This is a genomic window from Streptomyces sp. NPDC016845 (genome assembly GCF_044332585.1).
In the GTDB taxonomy this organism is placed as follows: Bacteria; Actinomycetota; Actinomycetes; order Streptomycetales; family Streptomycetaceae; genus Streptomyces.
Window position 1 is genome coordinate 392,223 of the sequence record NZ_JBIRPI010000004.1, and the last position, 23,983, is coordinate 416,205.

General features: G+C 72.5%; 19 protein-coding genes and 4 pseudogenes. 11 read left to right on the top strand and 12 right to left on the bottom strand.

Annotated elements, in window-relative coordinates:
- Positions 1-3 precede the first annotated feature (3 nt).
- From ACH4RC_RS14965 to ACH4RC_RS14975, 3 genes are read right to left on the bottom strand one after another with little or no spacing between them, the layout of a single operon-like run.
- Positions 4-930 carry a class I SAM-dependent methyltransferase gene (locus ACH4RC_RS14965; protein WP_398200023.1) on the bottom strand — a complete coding sequence of 309 codons (927 nt, stop codon included), beginning with the start codon at positions 928-930 and terminating at the stop codon, positions 4-6.
- Positions 927-2,036: an NAD(P)-dependent alcohol dehydrogenase gene (locus tag ACH4RC_RS14970; protein ID WP_398200025.1), complete on the bottom strand. Its 1,110-nt coding sequence runs from the start codon at positions 2,034-2,036 to the stop codon at positions 927-929. Before ACH4RC_RS14970 ends, ACH4RC_RS14965 begins: the two co-directional genes overlap by 4 nt.
- Before the next feature lie 7 nt (positions 2,037-2,043).
- Positions 2,044-2,832, bottom strand: a complete 789-nt coding sequence (locus tag ACH4RC_RS14975; RefSeq protein ID WP_398200027.1) for a (5-formylfuran-3-yl)methyl phosphate synthase — start codon at positions 2,830-2,832, stop codon at positions 2,044-2,046.
- Between the two features lie 326 nt (positions 2,833-3,158).
- On the opposite strand from ACH4RC_RS14975, the gene ACH4RC_RS14980 reads away from it, so the two are divergent.
- On the top strand, positions 3,159-3,692 hold the full coding sequence (locus ACH4RC_RS14980; RefSeq protein ID WP_398200029.1) for an EF-hand domain-containing protein: 534 nt from the start codon (positions 3,159-3,161) through the stop codon (positions 3,690-3,692).
- A gap of 11 nt (positions 3,693-3,703) precedes the next feature.
- Here ACH4RC_RS14980 and ACH4RC_RS14985 read toward each other — a convergent pair.
- Positions 3,704-3,964: pseudogene (locus ACH4RC_RS14985) on the bottom strand (bifunctional methylenetetrahydrofolate dehydrogenase/methenyltetrahydrofolate cyclohydrolase); the annotation flags it as partial.
- Positions 3,965-4,147: 183 nt separating this feature from the next.
- Here ACH4RC_RS14985 and ACH4RC_RS14990 point away from each other — a divergent pair.
- Together ACH4RC_RS14990 and ACH4RC_RS14995 are read left to right on the top strand one after the other, a co-directional pair.
- Positions 4,148-5,101: a threonine/serine dehydratase gene (locus ACH4RC_RS14990; protein ID WP_398200031.1), complete on the top strand. Its 954-nt coding sequence runs from the start codon at positions 4,148-4,150 to the stop codon at positions 5,099-5,101.
- 126 nt (positions 5,102-5,227) lie between these two features.
- Positions 5,228-5,950 carry a sulfite exporter TauE/SafE family protein gene (locus ACH4RC_RS14995; protein ID WP_398200034.1) on the top strand — a complete coding sequence of 241 codons (723 nt, stop codon included), beginning with the start codon at positions 5,228-5,230 and terminating at the stop codon, positions 5,948-5,950.
- A 71-nt stretch (positions 5,951-6,021) separates the two neighbouring features.
- On the opposite strand, the gene ACH4RC_RS15000 is transcribed toward ACH4RC_RS14995, so the two are convergent.
- The 3 genes from ACH4RC_RS15000 to ACH4RC_RS15010 are packed head-to-tail and all read right to left on the bottom strand — an operon-like array spanning position 6,022 to position 8,047.
- Positions 6,022-6,231, bottom strand: a complete 210-nt coding sequence (locus ACH4RC_RS15000) for a hypothetical protein (protein WP_398200036.1) — start codon at positions 6,229-6,231, stop codon at positions 6,022-6,024.
- A gap of 47 nt (positions 6,232-6,278) precedes the next feature.
- The gene (locus ACH4RC_RS15005; protein ID WP_398200039.1) at positions 6,279-7,562 is read right to left on the bottom strand and encodes an MFS transporter; all 1,284 of its coding nucleotides are present in this window, start codon (positions 7,560-7,562) and stop codon (positions 6,279-6,281) included.
- Entirely contained in the window at positions 7,559-8,047 is a 489-nt protein-coding gene (locus tag ACH4RC_RS15010; protein ID WP_398200041.1) for a MarR family winged helix-turn-helix transcriptional regulator, read from the bottom strand. The genes ACH4RC_RS15005 and ACH4RC_RS15010 overlap by 4 nt, the downstream gene beginning before the upstream one ends.
- Before the next feature lie 731 nt (positions 8,048-8,778).
- Between ACH4RC_RS15010 and ACH4RC_RS15015 the strand changes: the two genes are divergently transcribed.
- The gene (locus ACH4RC_RS15015; RefSeq protein WP_398200043.1) at positions 8,779-9,174 is read left to right on the top strand and encodes a VOC family protein; all 396 of its coding nucleotides are present in this window, start codon (positions 8,779-8,781) and stop codon (positions 9,172-9,174) included.
- 16 nt (positions 9,175-9,190) lie between these two features.
- Here ACH4RC_RS15015 and ACH4RC_RS15020 read toward each other — a convergent pair whose 3' ends face one another.
- Positions 9,191-10,651, bottom strand: coding sequence for a beta-propeller fold lactonase family protein (locus ACH4RC_RS15020; RefSeq protein ID WP_398200045.1), 1,461 nt, complete (start codon positions 10,649-10,651; stop codon positions 9,191-9,193).
- Positions 10,652-11,283: 632 nt separating this feature from the next.
- Positions 11,284-12,241, bottom strand: a pseudogene (locus tag ACH4RC_RS15025) (AfsR/SARP family transcriptional regulator); the annotation flags it as partial.
- Between ACH4RC_RS15025 and ACH4RC_RS15030 the strand changes: the two are divergent.
- Positions 12,239-12,598 (top strand): annotated as a pseudogene (locus ACH4RC_RS15030) (FMNH2-dependent monooxygenase); the annotation flags it as partial. The pseudogenes ACH4RC_RS15025 and ACH4RC_RS15030 overlap by 3 nt on opposite strands.
- Here ACH4RC_RS15030 and ACH4RC_RS15035 read toward each other — a convergent pair.
- Positions 12,571-14,154, bottom strand: coding sequence for a cation acetate symporter (locus ACH4RC_RS15035; RefSeq protein ID WP_398200048.1), 1,584 nt, complete (start codon positions 14,152-14,154; stop codon positions 12,571-12,573). The pseudogene ACH4RC_RS15030 and the gene ACH4RC_RS15035 sit on opposite strands and share 28 nt — an antisense overlap.
- 357 nt (positions 14,155-14,511) lie before the next feature.
- On the opposite strand from ACH4RC_RS15035, the pseudogene ACH4RC_RS15040 reads away from it, so the two are divergent.
- The 3 genes and pseudogenes from ACH4RC_RS15040 to ACH4RC_RS15050 all read left to right on the top strand — a co-directional run.
- Positions 14,512-14,859, top strand: a pseudogene (locus tag ACH4RC_RS15040) (nuclear transport factor 2 family protein); the annotation flags it as partial.
- A 130-nt stretch (positions 14,860-14,989) separates the two neighbouring features.
- Positions 14,990-16,204, top strand: a complete 1,215-nt coding sequence (locus ACH4RC_RS15045; protein WP_398200051.1) for a cytochrome P450 — start codon at positions 14,990-14,992, stop codon at positions 16,202-16,204.
- Positions 16,205-16,286: 82 nt separating this feature from the next.
- Positions 16,287-17,255 carry a UbiA family prenyltransferase gene (locus ACH4RC_RS15050; RefSeq protein ID WP_398200053.1) on the top strand — a complete coding sequence of 323 codons (969 nt, stop codon included), beginning with the start codon at positions 16,287-16,289 and terminating at the stop codon, positions 17,253-17,255.
- Positions 17,256-17,264: 9 nt separating this feature from the next.
- Here ACH4RC_RS15050 and ACH4RC_RS15055 read toward each other — a convergent pair whose 3' ends face one another.
- A complete protein-coding gene (locus ACH4RC_RS15055; protein WP_398200055.1) occupies positions 17,265-18,410 on the bottom strand; it encodes a PucR family transcriptional regulator in 1,146 nt (381 codons plus the stop codon).
- 4 nt (positions 18,411-18,414) lie between these two features.
- Here ACH4RC_RS15055 and ACH4RC_RS15060 point away from each other — a divergent pair, with 4 nt between their 5' ends.
- A complete protein-coding gene (locus ACH4RC_RS15060) occupies positions 18,415-19,818 on the top strand; it encodes an alkyl sulfatase dimerization domain-containing protein (protein ID WP_398200058.1) in 1,404 nt (467 codons plus the stop codon).
- A 32-nt stretch (positions 19,819-19,850) separates the two neighbouring features.
- On the opposite strand, the gene ACH4RC_RS15065 is transcribed toward ACH4RC_RS15060, so the two are convergent.
- Entirely contained in the window at positions 19,851-20,357 is a 507-nt protein-coding gene (locus ACH4RC_RS15065) for a DinB family protein (RefSeq protein ID WP_398200060.1), read from the bottom strand.
- Positions 20,358-20,504: 147 nt separating this feature from the next.
- Here ACH4RC_RS15065 and ACH4RC_RS15070 point away from each other — a divergent pair, with 147 nt between their 5' ends.
- Together ACH4RC_RS15070 and ACH4RC_RS15075 are read left to right on the top strand one after the other, a co-directional pair.
- A complete protein-coding gene (locus ACH4RC_RS15070) occupies positions 20,505-22,820 on the top strand; it encodes an ATP-binding protein (protein WP_398200063.1) in 2,316 nt (771 codons plus the stop codon).
- Between the two features lie 195 nt (positions 22,821-23,015).
- A complete protein-coding gene (locus ACH4RC_RS15075; RefSeq protein ID WP_398200065.1) occupies positions 23,016-23,981 on the top strand; it encodes a helix-turn-helix domain-containing protein in 966 nt (321 codons plus the stop codon).
- Positions 23,982-23,983 lie beyond the last annotated feature (2 nt).

Here is a 23,983-nt window from a genome sequence, read left to right on the forward strand (position 1 = left end):
GGCTCAATGCTTGTTCGCGAACACCCACCGGTTGCCCGCCAGGGCGTCGTTCTCCTCGGGGAGTGGGCCGCGGCCGTGGTGGTGGGTGAAGTCGAAGGGAGTGTGGGTCGATGTGGACCAGCCCTTGTTCGTCAGGGCGCCTGCGGAGTCCGGCCTCGGCTCCTTCGCGAACAGGGCGAGGAGGTCGATGCCGATCTGGGCGGTCGTCGAGAGGTAGAGGGGGCTGTCGCGGTAGGTCAGCAGGTCCGGTTCGAGCTTGACCTCGTAGGCGAGCGCGCTGCCGCTCGCGCTCAGCCGGTCGACCGTGGCGATGAGGGAGGTCTCGGCGGCGGCGGGGAGGTAGAACAGCAGCCCTTCGGCCAGCCAGGCGGTCGGTGCGGCCGGGTCGAAGCCGGAGTCGGTGAGAGCCGTGACCCAGTCGGCGCGGAGGTCGACCGGGACCGGTACGCGTGCCGCCTGCGCGGTGGCCGACAGCCCGTCGAGCACCCCGTGCTTGAAGGCCAGGACCTCCGCCCTGTCGATCTCGTAGACGACGCTGCCGGGCTGCCAGTCGAGCCGGAAGGCACGGGTGTCGAGGCCCGCGCCGAGAAGGACGATCTGGCGGGCGCCCGTCGCCTGCACCGACTGGAGGAGGTAGTCGTCGAGGACGCGTGTCCGCAGCCCGAAGTAGCGCGCGAAACGGCCCCAGAGCGGGTTCGCGTCGCCGTCCGGCACCTGCCGCAAGCGGGTCGGCCACCCGGCGGACGCCGGTGCGGCGCGCACGAAGTGTTCCGCGAAGACATCCTGTGCGAGGCTGTCGTGGCGGTGGGTCTCGATGGCTCGTGCGGCGGCGACCAGGAGCGCGGTCGTCCCTACTCCGCTCGCGACGCCGGTGTCGTTGACGTGATGTGTTGCCCCGACCACGTTTCCTCCGTCGACATGTGTGCTCATCGGCTGCGCTCCTGCGGCAGCACGACGGGTTTGACGACGCGGCCTGCTTCGCAGTCGCGTTCGGCTTCGTTGATGTCGGCGAGCGGATACGTACGTATCAGCTCGTCGAACGGGAAACGGCCCGCCCGCCACATGTCGATCAGGCGCGGGACCAGCAGGCCCGGCACCGCGTCCCCTTCGCAGATGTGGGAGATGCGCCTGCCCCGGTCCAGTGCTCCGGGTTCGATCGGCAAGGGGGTGTGCAGGCGTGCCACCAGGCCGAGGTGGCCGGTCGGGCGCAGGGACCTGAGCGCGTCGTTGATCAGGGCGGGGGCGGCCGTGGTGTCCAGCGCGTAGTGGGCGCCGCCGTCGGTCAGCCGGCGGATACGGGCGGGCAGGTCGGAGGCGGCGGCGGGCAGCGGTACCGCACCGAACCGTTCGGCGAGGACGAGCCGCCCGGGGTACCGGTCGACGGCCACGGTCACCGCCCCGCAGGCGGTGGCGGCCATGACCGCCGCGAGGCCCACCGCCCCCGCGCCGAGGACGACCACGGTCTCGCCGGGCCCGGCGACGAAGGAGTTGAGGACCGATCCGGCGCCGGTGAGGAACCCGCAGCCGAGCGGGCCGAGCAGCTCGACGGGCAGTGACGGGTCGACCCGTACGGCGTTGCGGGCCGGGACCACCGCGTACTCGGCGAACGAGGACTGGCCGAACCAGCGCGGGGCCAGCACGTCCCCCGCCGCGTCGGTGAACCTGGCTGCGTTCTCCGTGCGCCCGCCGAACAGGTTGAGCGAGGCGAAGGAGTCGCAGTAGGCGGGGGCCGCGTTCAGGCAACTCCGGCAGTGGCCGCACGAGTCGAAGCTCAGGACGACATGGTCACCGTTGCTGAGGCCGGTGTGCGGCCCGCCGACCTCGGCCACGATGCCGGCCCCCTCGTGACCGAGTACCGCGGGCAGCGGCGAGCGGCCTGCCGACCACCGGACCGCGAGATCGGTACGGCACATGCCGCAGCCGGCGATCTTCACGAGAACCTCGTCGTCGGACGGTCCTGAGTGCAGCAGCACCTTTTCGACGGTGAATCGGCTCTTGGCGGAACGCAGGACCGCCGCGTCGAACTTTCCCGGCATGCCGCGGTCAGCCCGCGCTGAGGGCGGCCGCCGCGTGTTCCTGGGCGTGCCGGTCCATCTCCGCCCGAAAGGCGGCGACCAACTCGGGCCTGATCCGGCCGGCGTTGCGGTCACCGCCCTCGCAGACCGCGCCCCGCACACCCACGATGTCCGTGCCGATGCGGGTCAACGCGCCGAGGTCGCCTGCCTTCACGCTGCCCGCGAGGGCGGCGAGGAGTTCGGCCTGGTGGGCCCGGCGCACGAACTCGGCGCAGATCTCCGGGGGCACGTGGTCGAACAGCCGTGTCCCGTCCTTGACCGCGGTGTCGAGCATGGCCGCGTCGGCGCCCGAGCGCAGGGCGATGTCGGGCAGCGCGAGCGGGTTGACGCAGCCGATCCGGTGGGCGTCGGCGTACCCGGAGGCGACGACGAAGGCGTCCGGCCTGTACTCCTTCACCGCCCGCACGACACCTCGCATGACCTCGATCGCCTGGTCGGGTGTCGTGCATCCGTAGAGCCCGACCTTGATGTAGGTGGCTCCGGAGACGGCCGCGCCGAGCGCCGCCTGGGCCACGGTGCCGGGCTTGTACGGCACGTCTCCCACGGTCGCGGAGACGGGTTTGCCGGCCGGGACCGCCTCCCGGATCTCCTTGATGACCCACGGGAAGTTCGCGCCGAGCGAGCCCTCGTCGGGTCTCTTCACGTCCACGATGTCGAAATGTTCCGCCGCCTTCGCACACTCGATGGCTTCCTCGACGCTGTCCGGGGAGATGAGAAGTAACAACGTGTGCTCCTCTCCGCACACTTCACCTGGCATCACCTGGCATCACCTGGTACGAGAAGGCAGGCAGGCAGGGGTGTGCGAACGCGCTGTCGTCTGTCGCGGTCCGTTCATCATCAGCGGCGGTGCGCGACCCCCGGTAGGGCGCATGAAGATCGAGGGAGGCGCCACCCCTGGCGCAAGTGCGCCGTGCACGCCGGTGCAACCGGCTCCACATCCCGTTCATGCCGACGCGACACCATCTTCACTCTTTATGTTGACCAGCCGGTCTTCTCCTGACCCCGGGCGACGGCGGCTCGCATAGTTGCTGCTCGGCCGGCACACACGGCCATCTCCTGGATCCGAGAGAGGCAGACACACACATGCGTCCCGAAGCAGTCACACGTGTGAAACTGGTCTTCACCCTGTTCGACGCCGACGGCAACGGGGTCCTGGAAGCCGACGACTTCGCGCTCATGAGCGACCGGGTAGCCGCGGCGGTGCCCGACGCCGACGAGGCTCGCACCCGCGCCATGCGCGCCAGTTTCCAGCGTTACTGGGAGACTCTGGCCCGGGAGCTCGACACCAACCGCGACGGCCGGATCACCTACGACGAGTTCCAGGCGTGCGTCCTGTCGCCGGAACGCTTCAGCGGGGCCGTCGACGCCTTCGCGGCAGGCTTCGCCCGCTTCGGTGACGTGGACGGCAGCGGCACCGTCACCCGGCCCGTCTTCATCGGCATGATGAGAGGCGTCGGCTTCGAACGCCCCAACATCGAGGCCCTGTTCAACGCGTTCGGGCCCGATGCCGACGACCGGATCCGGGTGGACGTGTGGGAGGCCGAGATCAAGAACTACTACGCCCCCGACAAGGGCGGCGTCCCCGCGGATCTCCTGGCGGCCGTCCCGACAGCCTGACCCGGCCAGGCTCAGGGCCCCCGTACGGGGCGGGCCCTCGTTCCACCGGCAAGCGCTGCCGCACACCGAGCAGCGGCCCGCACGGTCTGCTCGAGCAGAACGGCGATCGTCATCGGCCCGACGCCGCCCGGCACCGGGGTGATCAGCCGGGCGCGGGCGGTGTCGAGATCTATGTCGCCGACATTGCCTGGGTTGTATCCGGTGTCGCTCACGCCAGCGCCAGGCTCGATGTCTTCGCCGCGGATCGGCCGGAACCTCCCCACGGCCGCCACTCGCTCCGCCACCTTCACCACCGCCCGCCGAACCGGCCGTGGACGGCGGCAGTTCCCACGTCTGGCCCTCCGGCCTCGGACCCTCCGGCGCCGCCCCGGGCAACGTCCCTGCGCTCGCCACGTATCGTGCAGTGCAACGGCACTGCATACGGCATGACGGACGACACACCTGGGGGGCACACCATGATCGGTGTTGAGGAGCTGGAGACCACCGCGGCGCTGATCGCCGAGCATGTGGTGCGCACACCCACACTGCCCAGCCCGGGGCTGACCGCGCTGCTCGGTGTGCCGGTCACCCTCAAGCTCGAACTTCTGCAGCGCAGCGGCTCGTTCAAGGCGCGAGGCGCGGCCGCGAAGCTACTGACGCTCACCGACGAGCAGCGCGCGGCCGGTGTGGTCGCGGTGTCGGGCGGCAATCACGGGGTCGCGGTGGCCGAGATGTCGGCCGCTCTGGGGGTGCGGGCCACCGTGGTCATGCCGCGTACCGCACCGGCTCGCTCGGTGGCGATCGCGCGGGCCGCCGGTGCGGAGGTGCGCTTGGCCCCCACCATGGCGGAGGCGTTCGCGCTCATGGAGCGTCTCGAGGCCGACGGGCTCACGCTGCTGCATCCGTTCGCCGACCCGGTGGTGATCGCCGGGCAGGGCACCGTGGGCCTGGAACTCGCCGCGGACGCCGGACCGTTGACGGACGTCCTCGTCTCCATCGGCGGGGGCGGCCTCATCGCCGGTGTGGCGGCGGCGCTGCGGGCGCTGCGGCCGGACGTGCGCGTGTGGGGCGTGGAGACGACCGGTGCCGACGCGATGACGCAGGCGCTGGCCCACGGCGGCCCGGTGCCGGTGGACGTGGACTCGCGCATCACCACGCTCGGCGCGCCCACCGTGTCCCCGTTGACGTACGAGATGGTGCGCGACCTTGTCGACGAGGTGCTGATCGTGCCGGAGGAGGAGGCCTTCGCCGCCGTCCGTGAGATGGCGGAACACGCCAAGGTGTGGACCGAGCCCGCCGCCGCCTGCCTCCTTCCCGCGGCCCGGCGCGTCCTCGCCAAGACCGGTACGCAGACCCGCCTGGGCCTGGTGGTCTGCGGCGGCAACGCCACGGTCGCCGACGTCACTTCGTACGCGGGACCGACCTCGTAGACGTCGGCCACACCTTGCGCCACCTGGCCAAGTGGGCCGGCTCGGTCAACCCTTCGGCTGGTGGCGGCTGCGTGCGAGCGACATGCCGGTACCGAGAGCGGGCCTGCGGGCGGGAGGCGGAGAACGATGACGACCGGCGCGCTCTGGCTGACGGCGATCGTGTTGCTCGGCTCATGTGTGCAGTGGCTGACCGGCATGGGTTTCGCGCTGGTGGCGGTCCCCGCCCTGATCCTGCTCCTGGGCCCCACCCAAGGGGTGGTCCTCGCGAACTGCGCGTCCGGTGTGATCTGCGCGATCGGTCTGGCGCACGGCTGGCGTGAGGTGCGGTGGGCCGCGATGGTGCCGCTCGCCGTGGCCTCCGCGTGCACGGTTCCGCTCGGTGCGTGGACGACACGACATCTGCCGGAACCGGTGCTGCTGCTCGTCATGGGCAGCCTGGTGACGGTAGCCGTGCTCTTGATCGTCCGCGGGCTGCGCGCCCCCGCGCTGAGGGGCCGGGCGGGAGCCGTCGGCACGGGCGCGGTGGGCGGCTTCATGAACGCGGCGGCGGGCGTGGGCGGCCCTCCTGTCTCCCTGTACGCCCTCAACGCGGGGTGGACGGTCCGGGAGTTCGTGCCCAACGCCCAGTTCTACGGGTTCTTCGTCAACGTCTTCTCGGTCGCGGCGAACGGCGTGCCGCGGCTCGGCGGCGTGCAGTGGGTGTGCGTCGGCGTCGCGATGACGGCGGGGATGCTGATCGGCCGGGCCCTCGCGGACCGTACCCCTGACCGCCGGGCCCGAGCGCTGGTGTTGGTACTCGCGCTGGGGGGCGGGGTGACGACGCTGCTGAAGGGGGCCCTCGAGTTGTGACACCCGCCGGACGGCGACCGCGAGACCGCACGCATCGGTGACCGCTGTCCGACGAGTGTCCCTGTCGCGCGTCAGTGCAACTTGAGCGAGTCCTCCATCACCTTCGCGTTCTTGATCATCTCGATGGGCTTGGCGTCGGTGAGGGACTGCAGCGCGGACTTGCCGGTGTTGAGGGCGACTTCTGACGGTGCGGCGTCCGCGACGGCGGGCCCGGCAGCCATGAGCGCGGCGGTTCCGGCGAAGACTGCGGCGCCGAGTGCTCGGCTGATGATGTTGTCCATATCCGGACAACGAGACATATGCCCCGGAGGCACGTCTCGCTGACGGATCATGAAGGTACGGCCTCGGAGAACACGGCGGCCCGCTCCTCCTCGGCCGGTGTGCGGTAGGCGCGCAGCGGCGCGGCGGCCACGGCCACAGCGGCGACCGCGACGACCGCGGACAGTCCGCCGAGGACGAGAGAGAAGGAGGCGGAGGTGGCGGAGGCCAGCAGACCACCGCGGAAGTTGCCGAGTTCGGGGCCCGCGACGCCGATGACGTGCTCCACCGAGGAGACCCGCCCCCGGTAGGCGTCCGGTGTCTCCAACTGCACCAGGGCGCTGCGCGTCACGACGGACACGGTGTCGGCGGCGCCCGCCACGGCCAGGCAGCCGAGCGCGAGCCACAAGGGACCCGCCAGGCCGAAACAGGCCAGCGCCAGGCCCCACACCACGGCGGCGGACAGTTGTACCAGGCCGCTGCGGCGCCAGCGCGTCACCGTGCCGGACAGCAGACCGGCCGTGATACCTCCGACGGCGATGGCCGAGAGGAACAGGCCCAACGTCTGCGGGTTGCCCCCGAAGCGGTCCTCGTTGACGAGTGGGAAGAGCGCGATGGGCATGGCGAGCAGCGTCGCGGACAGGTCGGTGGCCATCGAGCCCCACAGCGTCGGGCGGCGCAGGACGATCCGCCAGCCGCCCCGCTCCGGCCGGCGCCTCCCGCGCGCCGCCTCCGTCGCCCCGTCGGGCCGCATGGCGGGCAGGCGGATCACCGCGAGCATTGAGACGGCGGTGGCGACGCCTTGGACGGTGTACGCGGCAGGGAAGCCCCACTGGGCGATGACAAGGCCCGCCAGTGCGGGTCCGGCCAGCATGGCCGCCTGGAAGGAGACGTTGGTCAGGGCGAGGCCGGCCGCGACCTGGTCGCCGGGGAGCAGGCGGACCGGGAAGGTGCGGCGGGCGGGGGCGCCGAGGGCGCCGCAGCTCGTTCCGAGGGCGACCAGGGCGAGCAGGAGCAGCACGCTGCGGTTGTCCGCGAGTGCCTGGGCGCACAGCCCCACGGCGGACAGGAGTTGGCCCGCGGTGGTGGCCCGTACCACCGTGCGCCGGTCGAAGGTGTCGGCCAAGGTTCCGCCGAGGAGCCCGAAGACCACCATCGGCACTCCGGTGGCGAGGCCGATGGCGCCGGTTCCCACCGGGCTGCCGGTCAGCTCCCAGACTTGGGCGAGGACCGCCACGCCGGCCACCTGGCCGCCGAGCTGTGCGGCGGTGGTGCCGATCCACAGGTCGCGGAACGGCCGGCTGCCGCGCAGCGGCCGGATGTCGAGCAGGTGCACGCGGGCACGGCCGCTCATCGCGGCGGCTCGACGAGGTGGTGCAGGATCCGCTGCCGCATCGACCGGCGCTCCAGCGCCCGCCGCACCTCCTCGACGACCTCCGTCATCGCGTGCGGAGTCTCGTCGTCCAGTTCGGCGACGGTCGCGTGGGTGGCGCGCCACTCCGCTTCGAGGAACGGCACCAGCGAGCGGCCGCGCTCGGTCAGGTCGATGCGCCGGGTACGGGCGTCGGGCCCCGGCTCGGAGGTGACAAGACCCTCCTTGCGCATGGCGGCGACGGTCTGGCTGATCGCGGAGTGCGAGCGGTTCAGGGATTTCGCGAGGTCGCGGATGGTCAGCGGCCCGGTGTGGGCGAGCCGGATGAGCGGAAACGCGAACCGGGGCCGAACGCCCTCGATGCCGCGCTCGACGTAGACCTGCTCGATCTCGGCGTCCATGGCCGCCAGAAGCTCGTGCAGGGTGTGCCAGGGGTCGGGTCGCGCGGTGGGGTCATTGGATGTCACAGCACTAATATAACAGCGCTGCGACAATGCGGGTGGGGGTGATGAGATGGTGACCGCCTCACCGCAAGGAGGCCGCGTGGACAGGGATTCAGCGCTCAGCTTGTTCCGCATGGCCGCAGCCGACAGGCCCCTGACGCCCTGGCGGCGCCCGTCGCGGGCGCGGCTGGTGGAGCTGGGCCTTGACGCGCTCCTGGCCGGTCTCGACAGCCCCTCCCTCGCACTACTGGCACATCCGGCTGGACGCGGCGGCCGAACTCGGCCATCCCGAAGCACTGCAGGGGATCATCGACATCGCGCGATGGATATACACCCGAGACACCGGAACCCCGCAGTTCGTCGGCGGTCGCGCTGGGCGCGGGCTCGTAGACGGCGGTGCAGTGGTGCCGTCGGGTCGAGGCTGGACGACGTGGACGGCGTGGACGACGTGGACGACGTGGACGACGTGGACGGCGTGGTCGTCGGCCGGAGCGGTGATGGTGGCATGGGCGGTGGGCGCTGCCGAAGTGGTCGGTTCGGCGCGCCCTGCCGGTGCGGACAGGGCCACGACCAGTGCGGCTGCGGTCTCGGAGCGGGCGGTCGAACGACGCCGGGCAGGACCTCGAACCTGGCTGGCATGGCCGAGTCAGTAGAGGAGGGGCGATTCGGTCGGTCGGCGAACGGCGTTGTCAGTGCCGATCCGTAGGGTCGTCACAAGTCGTCCGCAGGTCCCATCGCCCCGTAAGGAGCCAGCCATGATCGAAGGACTGAGCAGACTCGCCGTCATCACCGTGTTCGCCGAGGACTTGGCCGCCACCAAGGCCTTCTACACCGACGTGTTCGGCCTGAAGGTGGTCCACGAGGACGATGCCTCCGCCGTCGTCACGCTCGACAACCTCATGATCAACGTGCTGGCCGCGGCCAACGCCCCCGAAGTCGTCGCCCCTTCCTCCGTCGGTGACGCGGACGCCGGTCCGCGCACCCTGTTCACGATCGAGGTGAACGATGCCGACGCCGTCTGCGCGCAGCTCGCGGAGCACGGCGTACGCCTGCTGAACGGTCCCGTGGACCGCCCGTGGGGCCGGCGAACCGCGGCGTTCGCCGACCCGGCGGGCAATGTGTGGGAGATCGCTCAGGTGCTGGAAGGGTGACCGGCGCCGCGTCAGGTCAGCAGGTGACGAGGACCACGGACACGGCGGTGCAGGAGGCCGACGCGCTGTCGTTGGCCGCATTGGGGTCGGTCGGCGCGGACGCGGTGCGCTGGGCCGTGACCTTGACCTGGCCGAGGGAGAGCAGGTGCAGCGGGACGCGGAACGTCTTCTGCGCGCTCGCGTTGTCGGCGATGGCTCCGTAGGCACAGGTCACCGTGGTGCCCGCGGCCGTGCAGCCGAGGGCGAGGCCGGTGGCGGAGGTGCCTCGCGGGAGCTTCACGGTGAGGGTCGCGGAGGTCACGGCTTCGGGGCCCGTGTTACGGGCGCTGAGGGTGTAGCTCAAGTAGGGCACCAGGAGCCCGAGCCGAGGCTGAGCGGTGAGCTTGACGTCGATGTCCGCCGCCGACGCCGAGGACGGCTCGGGGACGAACGCGATGCCGTAGGGACCGTCCAGGCCGGTGATGGTGGTACTGACCGTGTTGGTGGAGGTGTCGATCACCGAGACGGTGTCGTCGTCCACGTTGGTGGCGTACGCGGCCGTACCGGCGGGGTTGACCTCGACCTTGGCGGGGCCAGCGCCGACCGGGACGGTCGCGATCACGGAGTGCGTCGACGTGTCGATGACCTTCACGTCGTCACTGCCCCGGTCGGTGACGTAGGCCCGCGCGCCGGAGGAGTCGAACGAGACGCCGTGCGGGCCGGAACCGACCGCGATGTCCGTCGTCACCGTGTTGGTCGCCGTGTCGATGACGGAGACGGAGTCGTCGTCACTGTTGTTGGCGACGTAGGCGACGTCCCCGGAGGGGCTGACCGCCACCCCCGAGGGGGCGTCGCCGACAGCGACCGTGGCGGTCACCGTGTTGGTCGAGGTGTCGATGACCGAGACCGTGTTCGTGCCGTTGTTGGACACGTATGCGGTGGCTCCGGACGGGGTCACCGCCACACCGTTCGGGGAGCCTCCGACGGGGACGGTCGCGGTGACCGCGTTCATCGAGGTGTCGATGACGGACACCGTCTCGTCGCCGCTGTTGGCCACGTATGCGCGGGCTCCGGACGGGGCGAACGCGACGCTGAGGGGGTTGCCGCCGACCGGGACGGTGGCGGTGACGGCGTCGGTCCTCGTGTCGATCACCGAGACGGTCTTGTCGTCGAAGTTGGTGACGTAGGCGCGCGTCCGGGCCGGGTCGACCGCCACGCCGACCGGGCTGTTACCGACGCCGATGCTGCGGACCGCCTCGTTCGTGCCGGTGTCGATCACCGTGAGGGCGTCGCCGTGGAAGTTGGCCACGTACGCCGACGGGCCTTCGGCGGCGTGGGCGGGCGTCGTCAGCGCCGCGAGCCCTGAAAGCGTCAGGGCGCCGGCCGCGGCGAAGGGGGCGAGTCGTCGCCCCCACGTCAGGCGTCGCCCCAGTCCGGCGAACAGCCGTCCAGGTCGGGCAGGTCCAGAAGTCAGTGGTCTCGCGGGCACAGCAGCCACGTGCCTCCCCCTTCATCGAGCCTCATCGAGCGCGCGCCGCGACGACGGGCCGGAAGGACCCGAGGACCGCCGACGGCGCGCTCGCGCACCCCGTCGTCGGCGGTCGGCGACGACGGCAACGCCCGTCCCTACGGCGTCACCAGCATCATCACGCACTCTCCCCCGTCCGGGAACAGAACCTTTACAGTTGTTCGCACTCGGTCAAAAACTGGCCACACTCGATCTCGCGCCCCGAACCGGGTCATCGCGACCGCGGTGCCCGGCAGGTAAGGGGTCGACGTCCGCAGGGCGGAGTGCAGAGCAACAGGCGGCGGCGCCAGCCCGGTTCGGGCCCGAACGTTGGCAAGGCCCGCTGCGGCTCGTTGCGGCTCGCTGCGCGAGCCAGGCAGACGAGCAGGGTGCGCCGGGCGGCGCGGCCCCCACCCGGGAGCGTTCAGGGACGCGCGCCCCGTCGCCGTAGTCGTCGATGGCGTAGTACCAGGTGGCGCGGTTGTCCCAGAGGAAGCGCGGTCCGGTCCGGACGATCTCGAAGGGGGCGACGGCCGTGGTGATCGATATGTGGCGAAGTTAGTCAGGCGTCAACTGCCGGTCACCGCACGCCGATTGGATTGAACGAGACTGCAACGACCCGGTCATGGCGCCGCCACGCACGTGTCACAACCCGGGCTGTGACCAATGATCCGGCGGGCTGCCTCAGGCCGGAGCGAGCTGTTCGTCCAGCCGGTCAAGCGTGCGCTCGCCACCTCCCGGGCGCCGCGCTCGAACGCGCGCCGGAACTCCACCGCCCCCAGGGCCGCTCGCAGCACCGCGGCGATCCGGTCCGCGTCCCCCGCGCTCGGCGGGCGGCAACGGGGCCTCGACGCCGAGGCGTTCACCCTCCGCCGCGCCGAGGAGCGCTGCCGCGGCGACGGGGGCACGAGACGACAGAGCGCCCGCGAGACCCTCAAGGGACAGGGCGAGGGCGCGGGGCTCCGCGAGGGCGCGGGCGACGGCGAGACCCCGCAGGTGGAGGGCGAGCGCCTCGTCGGGGCGGGACCGCAGCTCGGCGAGGAAGCCGAGTTCGGCCAGGCGCAGGTGCTCGCCCGCGGGCGACGACGCCTGGGCCAACCCGTCGCGCAGCCGCGCCAGGTGGTGTTCCGCCGCGGCGAGGTCGCCCGAACGCCGCGTACCGAGGGCCAGGCCCATCTCGGCGTGGATCTCGGCGTACGCGTACCCCTGCTCGGCGGCGATCCGGCGGGCCTGCTGGTGCAGGGTGCGGGCGCGGTCCCAGTCGCGATCCAGCAGGGCGAGCCGGCCGAGCCCGGACAGGCGGGCGGACACCTCGGCCAGGAGGCCCAGGTCGCGGGCGATGCGCAGCCCGTCCTGCTGCAACCGTTCGGTCTCCTCGTACGCACCCTTGATCTCGGCGAGCGTGGCGAGGGGCGGCACGGTCTGCAACTCGCCCCATCGGTCGCCCAGTTCGCGGAAGAGCCGGGCGCTGTGATGCCCGTCGCGGCCGATGCCCGCGAGGTCACCCCGGTCGAGCGCGAGCCGGGCCCGCAGGCCGAGCGCGGCAGCTGTCCCCCACGTGTCGCCGAGGGCCTCGAACAGGTCCTCCTCGACGACACACCCGGCGAGGCGGCGCGCCGCCTGGCCCGCCTCGGTGACCTCGCGGGCACGCCGCTCACCTCCGACGCCGAGATATTCGCGGGCACCCCCGACGAACTCGCCGACCTCCTCCTGGACCGGCGCTCCGCCGGGCTCGACGGCTTCCGCCTGCGCCCGGCCGTCCTGCCGCACGACCTGAGGGCGGTCGCCCGGAGGCTGGTCCCGGCACTTCAGCGCCGGGGCGCGTTCCGTACGGCCTACACGAGCGACACGCTGCGCGGACATCTGGTGCTGACGCGGCCGAGGAGCCGGTACGCAGGCACACGTTCGGGTCAGCCGCCCGTACGCACCTCGTCATAGGGGGTACGGACACGTTGCCGCGCCGCGCTCACACGTGTGCGGCCGACGAGTCCCAGCAGGAAACCGGCCGGGATCGTGATGAGCCCCGGTGTCTGCAACGGGAACCAGTGGATGTCGTGACCGGGAAAGACCGCGACGGGCGAGCCGGTCATGGCCGGGGAGCCGGTCAGCAGCACCATGACGAGCGGCAGGGTCCCGTACACGGTCCAGCGCACACCTGTGGCGGAGAAACCCGGCAGGAACAGCGCGTACAGCAGGACCGGTGCGAGGACCGACGCCGCCACCGTGAACGACAGCGCGATCAGGGTCATCGTGCCGCGGTCCGCGAGAAGGGCCGCGAGCAGGACGGCGACGGCGCCCACGATGACGATGCCCACGCGCGCCTGCCGGATCTCCCGCGCCGCCGACCGGTCACCCGTCCCCCGCGCGGGCCGTTCCCGGAAGTCGCGGGCGATGCTGGAGGCGGCGGCGAGCGTGATTCCGGCGACGGCCGCGAGGGTGGTCGCGAAGACGGCGCACGCGACGATCGCGAAGAGCATGCTGTGCCGCGCTCCGCCCTCGACGGGATCGAGCGCGCCCACCACCATGAGCAGGGCGGTCGCTCCGCCGGGGTCCGCGGCCCGGATGGCGTCCCGGCCGATCAGCGCGCAGGCGCCGAGCCCGGCCACCACCACCCCGGCGCACACCAGCGCGACCGGTCCGACCGCCCAGCCGACCGCGCGGCGGGCGGTGCGGGCGTCCCGGAGCGGATGCAGGCGCATGGTGACGTGCGGCAGGCAGGCGGCGCCGATGAGCAGGGTGGCCTCGAAGCCGATGAGGTCGAGGCGGCCGGCCAGGGAGTGACCGAAGTGCAGGCCCGGCAGCGCGTAGTCGGCGCCCGCTCCCGATCGGTCTCGGGCCGCGTCGAACAGGCTTAGCGGTGACCATCCGAACCGGGCGAGGACGATCCCGGCGAGCAGCGGCAGGGCGGTCAGGGCCACACCCACCTTGAGGATCTGCACGTAGCCGACGCCGCGCATCCCGCCGACCGCCGCGTAGCAGATCATGAGGGCGCCGCCGGTGACCGTACACCAGGTGAGTGCGCCTTCGGGCAGGCCGAACATCGCGGTCATGATGCGGCCGACGGTGGTGAGCTGCACCAGGAGCAGCGGGGCGAGGACGACGAGCCCCGCGATGCCGAGCGCTCGGCGTGCGGACGGGTCACCGAGCCGGTCGGTGAGGAAGTCCCCCAGCGTGAAGACCCCGGTCCTGCGCAGGGGTTCGCCCAGGATCCGCATGAGCAGGAAGAGCGAGAGGACGGTGGCGGCGGCGAAGAGCATGCCGTCGGCGCCGTCGAGGGCGACCGCGCCCGTGGTGCTCAGCAGGGTGGCCGCGGAGATGTAGTCCCCGGCGATGGCGAGCCCGCCGCCGACCGGTCCGAAGGCCGCGCTGCCGCCCGCGTAGAAGTGCTCGGGGTCGTCCACGTCCGCCGCCGCGAGTCCGCACAGCAGCAACGACACGGCGACGAAACCGAGAAACACCACGAGGGCGAACGACTGCCCGTCGCCCCCGCTCACGACCGGCGCTCCCGCGCGCGGGGTCCGACACGGTGAACTTGGGTACACGGGGGCGGAGTTGATCGCGTTGCGCAAGACATGCGGGGCATGGCACCAGCCCGTCCGCCGGTGCGTACAGGGGACGGAGGTGTTCCGGAGGCGTACGCACAGCGAAGAGGCGGTGGGGCTGTGCTGCGGCACAGCACGGCCGGACTGCGCTGCGGCACAGGAACGTGCGCGAGCGTCCACGCGGGGGCGAGACGGCGGGGCCGACAGATACGCGGGCAGGAAAGGTGAGGTGTGCGACATCTGCGCTTGTCGCACACCTACGTGTGCGCCAGTGTGACGCGCATGACCGCCACCACGGCCTCCGCCGCCGAAGACACCGTGCTCGCACCGCTCCACGCCTACATCCGCGGCCACGCCACCGGCGATCCGGCCCACTTCCGCGACGCGTTCCTGCCGACGGCCCACATCGAGGGCGTCCGGGACGGCGCCTTCGTCTCCTGGGCGCTGGACGACTACACCGCTCTCTTCTCCGGCCGTCCGGCCCCGGACGAGTCGGCCCGTTCCCGCCGCGTCGACTCCGTCGACGTCCACGGCACCGTCGCGTCCGCGACCATGACGCTCGCCCACGGCGCGGACACGTTCACCGATGTGTTTCTGCTGGTGCGCGTGGAGGGCGGTTGGCGCATCGCCAACAAGGTGTACCACCGCCATGCGTGAGGGCGGTGTCGTCATGGGCCTCGGGACAGAGGCCAAACGGGGAACACTCCCCGCTTCATGTTACGGTCACTCCCGACAGGCAAACGGGGACCTCTCCCCACTTCTGTTCCTCCGCCGCCCGGGAGTCGCCATGCGTACGCAGCAGCCCCCCACCGTTCAACTCACCGACCTGACCGACGACTTCGCCACCGACCCCTACTCCGCGTTCACGGCACTGCGGGCACGCGGCCCCGTCCACCACGTGCGCTACCCCACCGGGGACGAGTCGTGGCTGGTGGTGGGGCACGCGGAAGTACGCGCCGCGTTCGCCGACCCCCGGCTGCGCAACGATGTGCGGCACTCCGCCGACTTCGAGGACGACGGGCTGTACGCCGTGGGCCGCAACATGCTCCAGGTCGACCCGCCCGACCACACCCGGCTGCGAACCCTGGTGGCCCGCGAGTTCACCGCCCGCCGCGTGCGGGCGCTGGGCCCGCGCGTCCAGGAGGCGGCCGGTACGCTCCTGGACGCCGTGGCCGCCGACGGCCGGACCGATCTCGTGGCCGCGTACGCGTATCCGCTGCCGCTCACCATCATCTGCGAGCTGCTCGGCGTGCCGGACGCGGACCGCGGCGCCTTCCGGACGTGGTCCACGCAGGTCGTCGCCCTCGACGACCCCGAGCGGTCCGCCAAGGCGTCACAGGAGATGGCCGTCTACCTCGCCGGACTCGCCGAGGAGAAGCGTCGGCAGCGGGACGCGGCGGAAAGCGATCTGCTGCACGCGCTGGTTCGCACCCACGACGGCGACAGCGGCAGTGCGGACCGGCTGGCGCCCGAGGAGCTGCTCGGCATGGCCTTCCTGTTGCTGGTCGCGGGGCACGAGACCACCGTCAACCTCATCTCCAACTCCGTACAACTGCTGCTCGGCCACCCCGAACAGCTCGCCGCCCTGCGCGCCGACCCGGATCTCATCGAAGGCGCCGTCGAGGAGACCCTGCGCTTCGAGTCCCCGGCTCCGGCGGGCACCTACCGCTACTCCGCCGAACCGGTAGAACTCGCAGACGTGCGCATACCGGCCGGTGCGCGGGTCGTCCTGTCCATCGCCGCCGCCAACCGCGACCCGGCGCGTTTCCCGGCCCCCGAACTCTTCGACATCCGCCGCGACCCGGCCACGACCCGCGCCCATCTCGCCTTCGGGCACGGCCTGCACCACTGCCTCGGCGCCCCGCTGGCCCGTCTGGAAGCGACCCTGGCCCTGCGCCTCCTGCTGGACCGCTTCCCCCGCCTGGCCTTCGACGGGGACGGCACCCCCAAGTGGCGGCCCAGCCTCATGCGCAGCCTGAGGGAGCTGCGGGTGCGCTGGTAGGCGCCGGTGGTGACACCGCAGGGGCGTGATCGTTGACAGGCCGATGAACGGATTCGGGTGTACGGGGACAGGTGCGGGCCGGATGGTGGGCCGCTGGGAGCGGGTGCGTGCGCACGCGGAGACGCTGCGGCTGTACGACCTCGTGGTCGTGGCCCTCGTCGGCGGCCTCGGCGCCACGCTGGCGGCGCCGGTCCCGCAGGTCCGCGATGTGGTGCTCGCGATGGTCTCCGGGTTGTCGGGCTGTGCGGGCGCGCTGTACGCGGCGGACTACCTGACCCGGGCCGACGACGTCGTGGACAAGCCGTACCGGCCGATCCCGTCGGGGCGGCTGACCGCGAGCGCCGCGAAGTGGGCCGCGGCCCTGCTGACCTCCGGCACGCTGGTGCTCGACGCCGTCGTCGCGTGGCACTCGTTGGTGTTCGTGGTGCTCGCCGGTGTCTCCTACGCCGCGTACGGGGCCGGGCTCAAGGGCCGAGGGCTGTGGGGCGACGCCGCCTCGGGGTTCGCGGGCTGGACGTGCCCCCTGCTGGCCGGAGCGTGCTTCAGCTCCGCCTGGCCGCAGCTCGCGCTGCTGCTGCCCGCGCTGGCACTGGGCCTGCAGGGCACGTTCAGCAACGTACTGCTGGCGATCCACGACGTGGACCAGGACCGCCGCGCGGGCAGCCGGACCCTGCCGGTGCGGCGCGGGGTACGGACGTCGGTACGGGTGCTGGGCGCGCTGGCGGCGACGTCGTACCTGGCGGCCGTGTCGACACCCCTGGTCCTTGGCCGGCCCGCTCCCCCGGTGTTCTGGGTGCTGCTGCTGGGGGCGGCGGTGACGGCCGGGGTGGTGGTGGCGGGGGCGCGGACGGCCACCGGGAAGTCGGTCGCCCGGCACCTGTGCGAGCGTGTGCTCCTGCCCGGGGCGCTGTGGACGTCGGCCGAGCCCCTCGCAGGCGGAGCGCTGGTCGTGGCGGCCCTGTCGGTGGTGGTGTCGGCACCGCGGCCGATGCTGCGCCCCGGTACGGCGGGAGAGCGATCCCGGGTGGGCCGAGACGGTGCCGGGGCGTGAGAGAGCCGCCTACCCCCTCCCTGTGTCGTGCAGGAGCAGCGCCCCCACGGCCAGCGCGGCCCCGTGCGGTGTGCCGAGGTCGATACCGGTCAGCCTGGTGACGCGGGCGAGCCTGTTGTCGACGGTGTTGGGGTGCAGGGTCAGGGCCGCCGCCGTCGCCCTGCGGTCCCGGCCCTGGGCGAGATGGACGCGGAGCGTCTCGATCAACTCCGGTCGTGCGCGCAGAGGTTGGAGGAGTGCGGCCACCGCCCGGCCGCCCTGGCCCGGCCGCGTCAGCTGGAACTCCAGAAGGACGTCGGCGAGTCGGTGCACACCGGGCGGGCATCCGCTGAGGCGGGCGAGGCGCAGGACCTCGCCCGCCGTGTGTGCCGCCTCGGGCACCGCCTCCGGCTCCTCGGCCCGCACCACGGCGACGCGTACGGGCATGGCGTACTCCTGGCTCAACCGCCCGGCGAGGTCCGGTGCGGGCTCTTGACCGTGCGCGACCAGAGCCCGCGCGGTGGACCCGTCGACGAGCACCGGGCACGGGGCAAAGGACAGCAGCCGCTCCAGGACGCGCCGCAGCCGCGCCTCGCTGCGCAGGTCGCGGACGAGCGCCCCCTCGTCGGCTGACCCGTCGCGGTCCTCGCCCTCCCAACTCAGGGCGAGGACCGACACGTCCGCCTTCAAACCGAGTTCGGCACACGCCTGACGCCCCGGTGCGCCGCCGTGCAACAGGTCGCGGACCAAGGCCCGTTCCCGCTCGCGCCGGGCCATCGCGGGGGCCGCGGACTCGGCCTGGTAGGTGCGTACGACCGAGCCGAGGACGGCGTGCTGGGAGCGCAGCAAACGGTCGACGAGTTCCGCGAGCTCCTCGCTCTCCTCCGCCCGCGCCTCCTCGCGCAGCATCTCCCACAGCACGTGGGTCGCCTTGGCGTGGGCGGCGATCAGCAGGTCGAGGGGCATGCCTTCCCGCGCGCGCTGGGCCGCGCGTTCCAGGAACAGGTTCGTTCCTTGCGGGCCGTCGGAGTCGCGGAGGAAGCGGCGCGCCCCGAACCGCACCGTCGCGGCCATCTCCAGGTCCTTCATGTCGCGGGGCAGCCCCGCGTACCCGGGCAGCGCGTCCGTCCGAGACTCGCCGTGAGCCTCCGCCCGTTCGCACCCCGAAAGGTCCACGCCGATGGCCGATCACCACGCCGACGACGAAGCAGCCGGTTACCTCTCCTACATCGACCGCGTATGGCGGGAACAGGACACCCTCGCCGCCCACCTGTCGGGCAGGTGGACGCGCGACCGCCTGCTGCCCCTCACCGAGCGCGTCGGCTTCTTCCCGGCGTTCGCCAACGTGGCGGTGTTCGACACCGGGGACGGCCTCGTCATGGTCGACTCCGGTGACCGGCGCACCGCCGCCTCCCTGCACCGGGCCGTCACCGCGTACTCGTCCGCGCCGGTGTCCACCGTGGTCTTCACCCACGGACACGTGGACCACGTCTTCGGTGTCACCCCCTTCGACCGGGCGGCCGACGCCTCAGAGCGGCCCCGGCCCCACGTCGTCGCGCACGAGGCCATCGCCGCGCGCTTCGACCGCTACCGGCACACGTCCGGCTACAACGCCTGGATCAACCGGCGCCAGTTCGGCGTCCCCGAGCTGACCTGGCCCACCACCTACCGCTACCCCGACCGCACCTACCGCGACGAGCTGACCCTGCGCCACGGCGACCTGACCTTCGAACTGCGCCACGCGCGCGGGGAGACCGACGACCACACCTATGTGTGGGTGCCCGAGCTGAAGACGCTGTGCACCGGTGACCTGTTCATCTGGAACGCGCCGAACGCGGGCAACCCGCAGAAGGTCCAGCGCTATCCGCAGGAGTGGGCGCGGGCGCTGCGCCGGATGCGGGAGCTCGACGCGGAGCTGCTGCTGCCCGGTCACGGGGTGCCGATCGTCGGGCGGGACCGGATCCGTCGCGCGCTGGACGAGACGGCGCGGCTCCTGGAGACCCTGTGCGAGCAGACCAGGGAGCTGATGAACGCCGGCCACAACCTGGACAGCGTCCTGCAGCGGGTCGAGGTGCCCGCGGAGCTGCTGTCGCGGCCGTATCTGCGTCCCGCCTACGACGAGCCGGAGTTCGTCGTCCGGAATCTGTGGCGGCTGTGGGGCGGCTGGTACGACCAGAACCCGTCCCACCTGAAGCCCGCGCCGGACGCGGCGGTCGCCGCCGAGTTCGCCCGGCTCGCGGGAGGAGCGGGGCGACTGGCCGAACGCGCGGCCGAGCTGGCGGGGCAGGGCGAGCTGCGCCTGGCCTCGCACCTGGCCGAGGCGGCCGCGCTCGCCGCCCCCGAGGACCGGCGGATCGCCGGGGTCCGTGCCGATGTCTACCGCGACCGCGCCGCACGCGAGACGTCCACCATGGCGCGCGGGGTGTTCAGCTGGGCCGCCGCCGAGTCCGCGGCGGTCGCCAACGGCACCGACACGGCGGCCGAACTGGAGCACACACCCATGGGAGCGGCCCGCCGCGCGACGGGCATCGCGGTCGGCGTCGTCGAGTCCGCTGAACGAGAGAGCGACGCTCCCCGGGCCTAGGGCTGCCCTGGCGCCCCCTGCGCGTGGGAGTCTCAGTCGCCGGTCGTGCCGTCGAGCAGTTCGCGCAGGATGTCGAGGTGGCCGTTGTGGCGGGCCGTCTCCTCGGTCAGGTGCAGCAGGATCCAGCGCAGGTCGACGTGGAGCCCGTCGCGGACGGCTCGCTCGGCCCGCTCGTCCAGGCTGGTCGCGGCCACCAGTTCCCGGTGGCGCGCGCTGTGTTCCGCGTACTCGCCGAGCAACTGTGCGAGCGGGAAGTCGACGGCGATCCGCATCTCCCGGTCGGGGTCCTCGTCGGTCCAGGGGCCCCGGTCCTCCTCACCCAGGAAGACCACCTGGAACCAGTAGTGCTCGACCCAGCGGAGATGGTTGATCACTCCGCACATGGTCATCAGCGGCGAGCCGGGCAGGAGCGCTTTGCGTGCGTTCTCGGCGGAGACGCCTTCGCACTTGGCGCGAGCGGTGTCCCGCGCGTAGTCGAGGAACGTGGTGAGCTGCGTGCGTTCGTCCCACGCGGGCGGGGTGTCATCGATTCTGGTCATCGCGCGAAGCGTCCACGGTCACCGCGACCGCTGTCCATGTCTTTGTCGCGAGACCGGCGGTCGTGTCGGCCCCTGAACCGGTGCGGGGCGCCCCCGACCTCGGCATTCTCATAAGATCTACGAGAATCTACGAGAAGGAGCGGGTGGGTGAGCGGGGAGCGCGGGGCGTTCGGGGCCGCGCTGCGGGAGCTGCGGCTCGCGGCGTCGTTGACCATCGAGGGTCTCGCGGAGGCGTCGGGCGTCAGCGTGCGCGGCATCGGGGACCTGGAACGGGGGCGGCGGGCCGCTCCGCAGCGGCGCACGGTGGCCGCTCTCGCGGACGGGCTCGGCCTTGCCGATGCGGAGCGGGAACGCCTCCTCGCCGTCGCGCGCAGCGGACGCGGTGGTGGCTACAGCCCCTCCGGGGTGCGGAGCTTCCCCCGTGGCATCGACGACTTCGTGGGCCGTGAGCGCGAGATCGCGGAACTCGTCGCACTCGCGACGCCGTCGGGACCGGTCGGCGGCCCCGCGACGGTCGGTGCTCCCGTGACGGTCGGCGGCCCCGTGACGGTCGGCACTCCCGTGACGGTCGCCGTCTCCGGGCCGCCCGGCACCGGCAAGACCACGCTCGCGCTGCATGCCGCCCGCACGCTCGCGGACCGCTTCCCGGACGGGCAGCTCGTCCTCGACCTGCGCGGCCTGGACGACGAGCCGCCCGCGCCCGCCGAGCTGATGCTCACTGTGCTCAAGGCGTTCCAGGTGCCCGACCGGGACCTGGCGAAGGCCGGACCGCAAGGGCATCCCGCCCTGTACCGGCAGATGCTGGCCGACCGCCGGACGCTCCTGGTCCTCGACAACGCCCGCGACGAGGCCCAGGTGCGCCCGCTCCTCCCGGGCGCCGGTGCCGGAATGGCCCTCGTGACCAGCCGGCGCATGCTCACGGGTCTCGAGAGCGTGCACCGGCTCCCGCTGGGCGTACTGAGCCCCGAGGAGGCCGCCGCGTTCCTGACCACCCTGGTCGGGGCGGAGCGCGCCGAGGCCGATCCGGTGGCGCTCGCCGAGGTCGCGTACCGCTGCGGCCATCTGCCGCTGGCGCTGCGGGTGGCGGGGAACTGGCTGGCCACCCGCACCGGCTGGTCCCTGCGCCGCCTCGCCGACCGCCTCGCCCTCGACGAGCGGCGCCTGGACGTGCTCGCCGCCGGTGACCTGCGCGTCTCCGCCGCCTTCGACCTCTCCTACCGCCAGCTCACCCCCACGGCCGCCCGCCTCTTCCGGCGCCTCTCCCTCGTCCCCGGGCCGGACACCGGCGCCCCCGCCGCCGCCCGCCTCACCGGCCAGCGCCTGTACGACGCCGAGGACACCCTGGAAGAACTGGTCGAGGCCGGGCTGCTCGGCGGTGACCAGGACCGCTACCGCCTGCACGACCTGGTGTGCCTCTTCGCCCGGACGCGGCTGACGGCCGAGGAGAACCCGGCGGACATCGAACAGGCCCGCACCGACCTGCGCCACTGGCTCCTGGAGACGACCGTGGTGGCGGGCCGCTGGTTCGAACCCGGCCACGGCGCGCCGCCCGCCGACTGGCGGGGGCCGGTCGACCTGTCCTCCGCCGACAAGGCGATGCAGTGGCTGAAGACCGAGGGGGACAACTGGCTGGCGGCGCTGCGTGCGGTCGCCGCGGACGGTGAGCACGCCCGGGTCGTGGAGGTGGCCGAGGCGCTGCACTGGTTCTCCGACCAGTGGATCTTCTGGGGGCACTGGCCCGAGGTCTTCGACACCGCCGTACGCGCCGCCCGCGCCCTGGACGACCCGCTCCTCGAAGCGACGCAGCTCAACTACCACGCCTGGGCCCTGCTGCTGTGCGAGGGCCGCTTCCGCGAGAGCCTCGCCCGGTCGACCGAGGCGCTGGCCGCCGCCGAGAGCGCGGGCGACACCGTCCAGGAGGCGTGGGCGCACTTCTACAGCTCCTGGGCGTTGCGCAAGATGGAGGAGTACGCGTCGTCCGTCGACCACATGGAGCGGTCCATCCTCCTCTTCGAGGCCGACGACGACCTGCACGGCAGCCTCAACGCGCGGCACGGGCACGCCCTCACCCTGGCGGAGGCCCAGCGTGCCGAGGCCGCCCTTGAGTCCTTCCGGTCCACGCTCGCCTTCCTGGACCGGGCGGGCGCACGCATCGCCTCCCACATCGGGGACTTCGTGCGGGCCGGGCTGCACTCCGGCATGGCGCACGGCCTGGCCCAGCTGGAGAAGTGGGACGAGGCGGTCGCGGAGCGCCGGATCGCGGCGGACCTCTGGCACGACGCGGGCAACTTCACACAGGAGAGCAGCGAACTCGTCCGTCTCGGGCTGCTGCTGCTCTCCGCAGGCCGGCCGGAAGAGGCACGCGAAGCGTTCACGCGCTGTCTCGCGCTCGGCCCCGACGCGGCGCCACAGGCGCTCACCGACGCGCGGCACCACCTGGCCGGGACGGAGCGGGCACGGTAGCCGCCGCGCACTTTCTGCCTGCTTTCTGCCTGGAGCCCGCCTCCGCGTCCTGATTGTCTGGACATGGCGGAGAAACCGGGCGACGACGCTGCCGTCCGGGCATCCGCGCAGGACCAGGCACCGACTCCCGGCCCGATCCATGTGCGCCGCGGACCCGAGCTCTTCGCCAGGGGTGTGCATGGAGAGGAGAGCCGGATGACTCCGGTGCTGACCACTGACGCGGTGTCCGAGAGCGGCCGGCCGGACCACTGGCGCACCGTGACGGCCACGGTCGACATACCCACGGCCATCACACGGGACGGCGGTGACACTCCGGTCACCGGACGCTTCGTCACCGCCCAGGTCGGTTACCTGCGGATACGCACCGTGGAGGCGGACCCGCACCAGGTCAGTCACAGAGCCCAGCACATCGCCCGCTCCACCGACCGGTTCGTGGTGATCGGCGTCCAGCTGACGGGCCGGACCGTCCTGACCCAGGACGGCCGACGCGCCGACGTGGGCCGGGGCGGCCTCTTCGTGTACGACACCGCCCGCCCCTTCTTCATGGACCACCCCGAACCGTTCGCGGCCCGGCTCGTCCACGTGCCCCGCCGCGCGCTGGCCCTCCCCGACGAGGACCTGCGCCGCGTCACGGCCACCGCGCTCGGCACCGGTGACGGCTGCGGTGCGGTCCTGCGCCCCTTCCTGACGACGCTGACCGACTCCGCCGGCGCCTACTCCCCCGCCGTCGCGACCCGGCTGGCCTCCAGCGTCGTGGACCTCTTCGCGGTCCTGGTGGCCGAGGTCATCAGGGACGACCGGTCCGGGGCGGACACCGGACGCGCCCACCTGGTGACGCGCATCCGTGACCACATCGACCGGCATCTGGCCGATCCCGCGCTGTCCCCCGAGGACATCGCCAAGGCGCACCACATCTCCGTGCGCTACCTGCACCGGCTCTTCGAGGGCGAGGACGTCACCGTCGGCCGGCTCGTCCAGCGCCGCCGCCTCGAGGAGTGCGCCCGCGAACTGGCCCTCGGCGGACGCGACCTGCCCTCGGTCGCGTCCGTGGCGCAGCGCTGGGGGTTCGTCAACCCGGCCCACTTCAGCCGGGTCTTCCGCGGCGCCTACGGCGTCTCCCCGCGGGAGTGGCGCAGCCTGCGCACCGCCCCGGCACGGTGAGC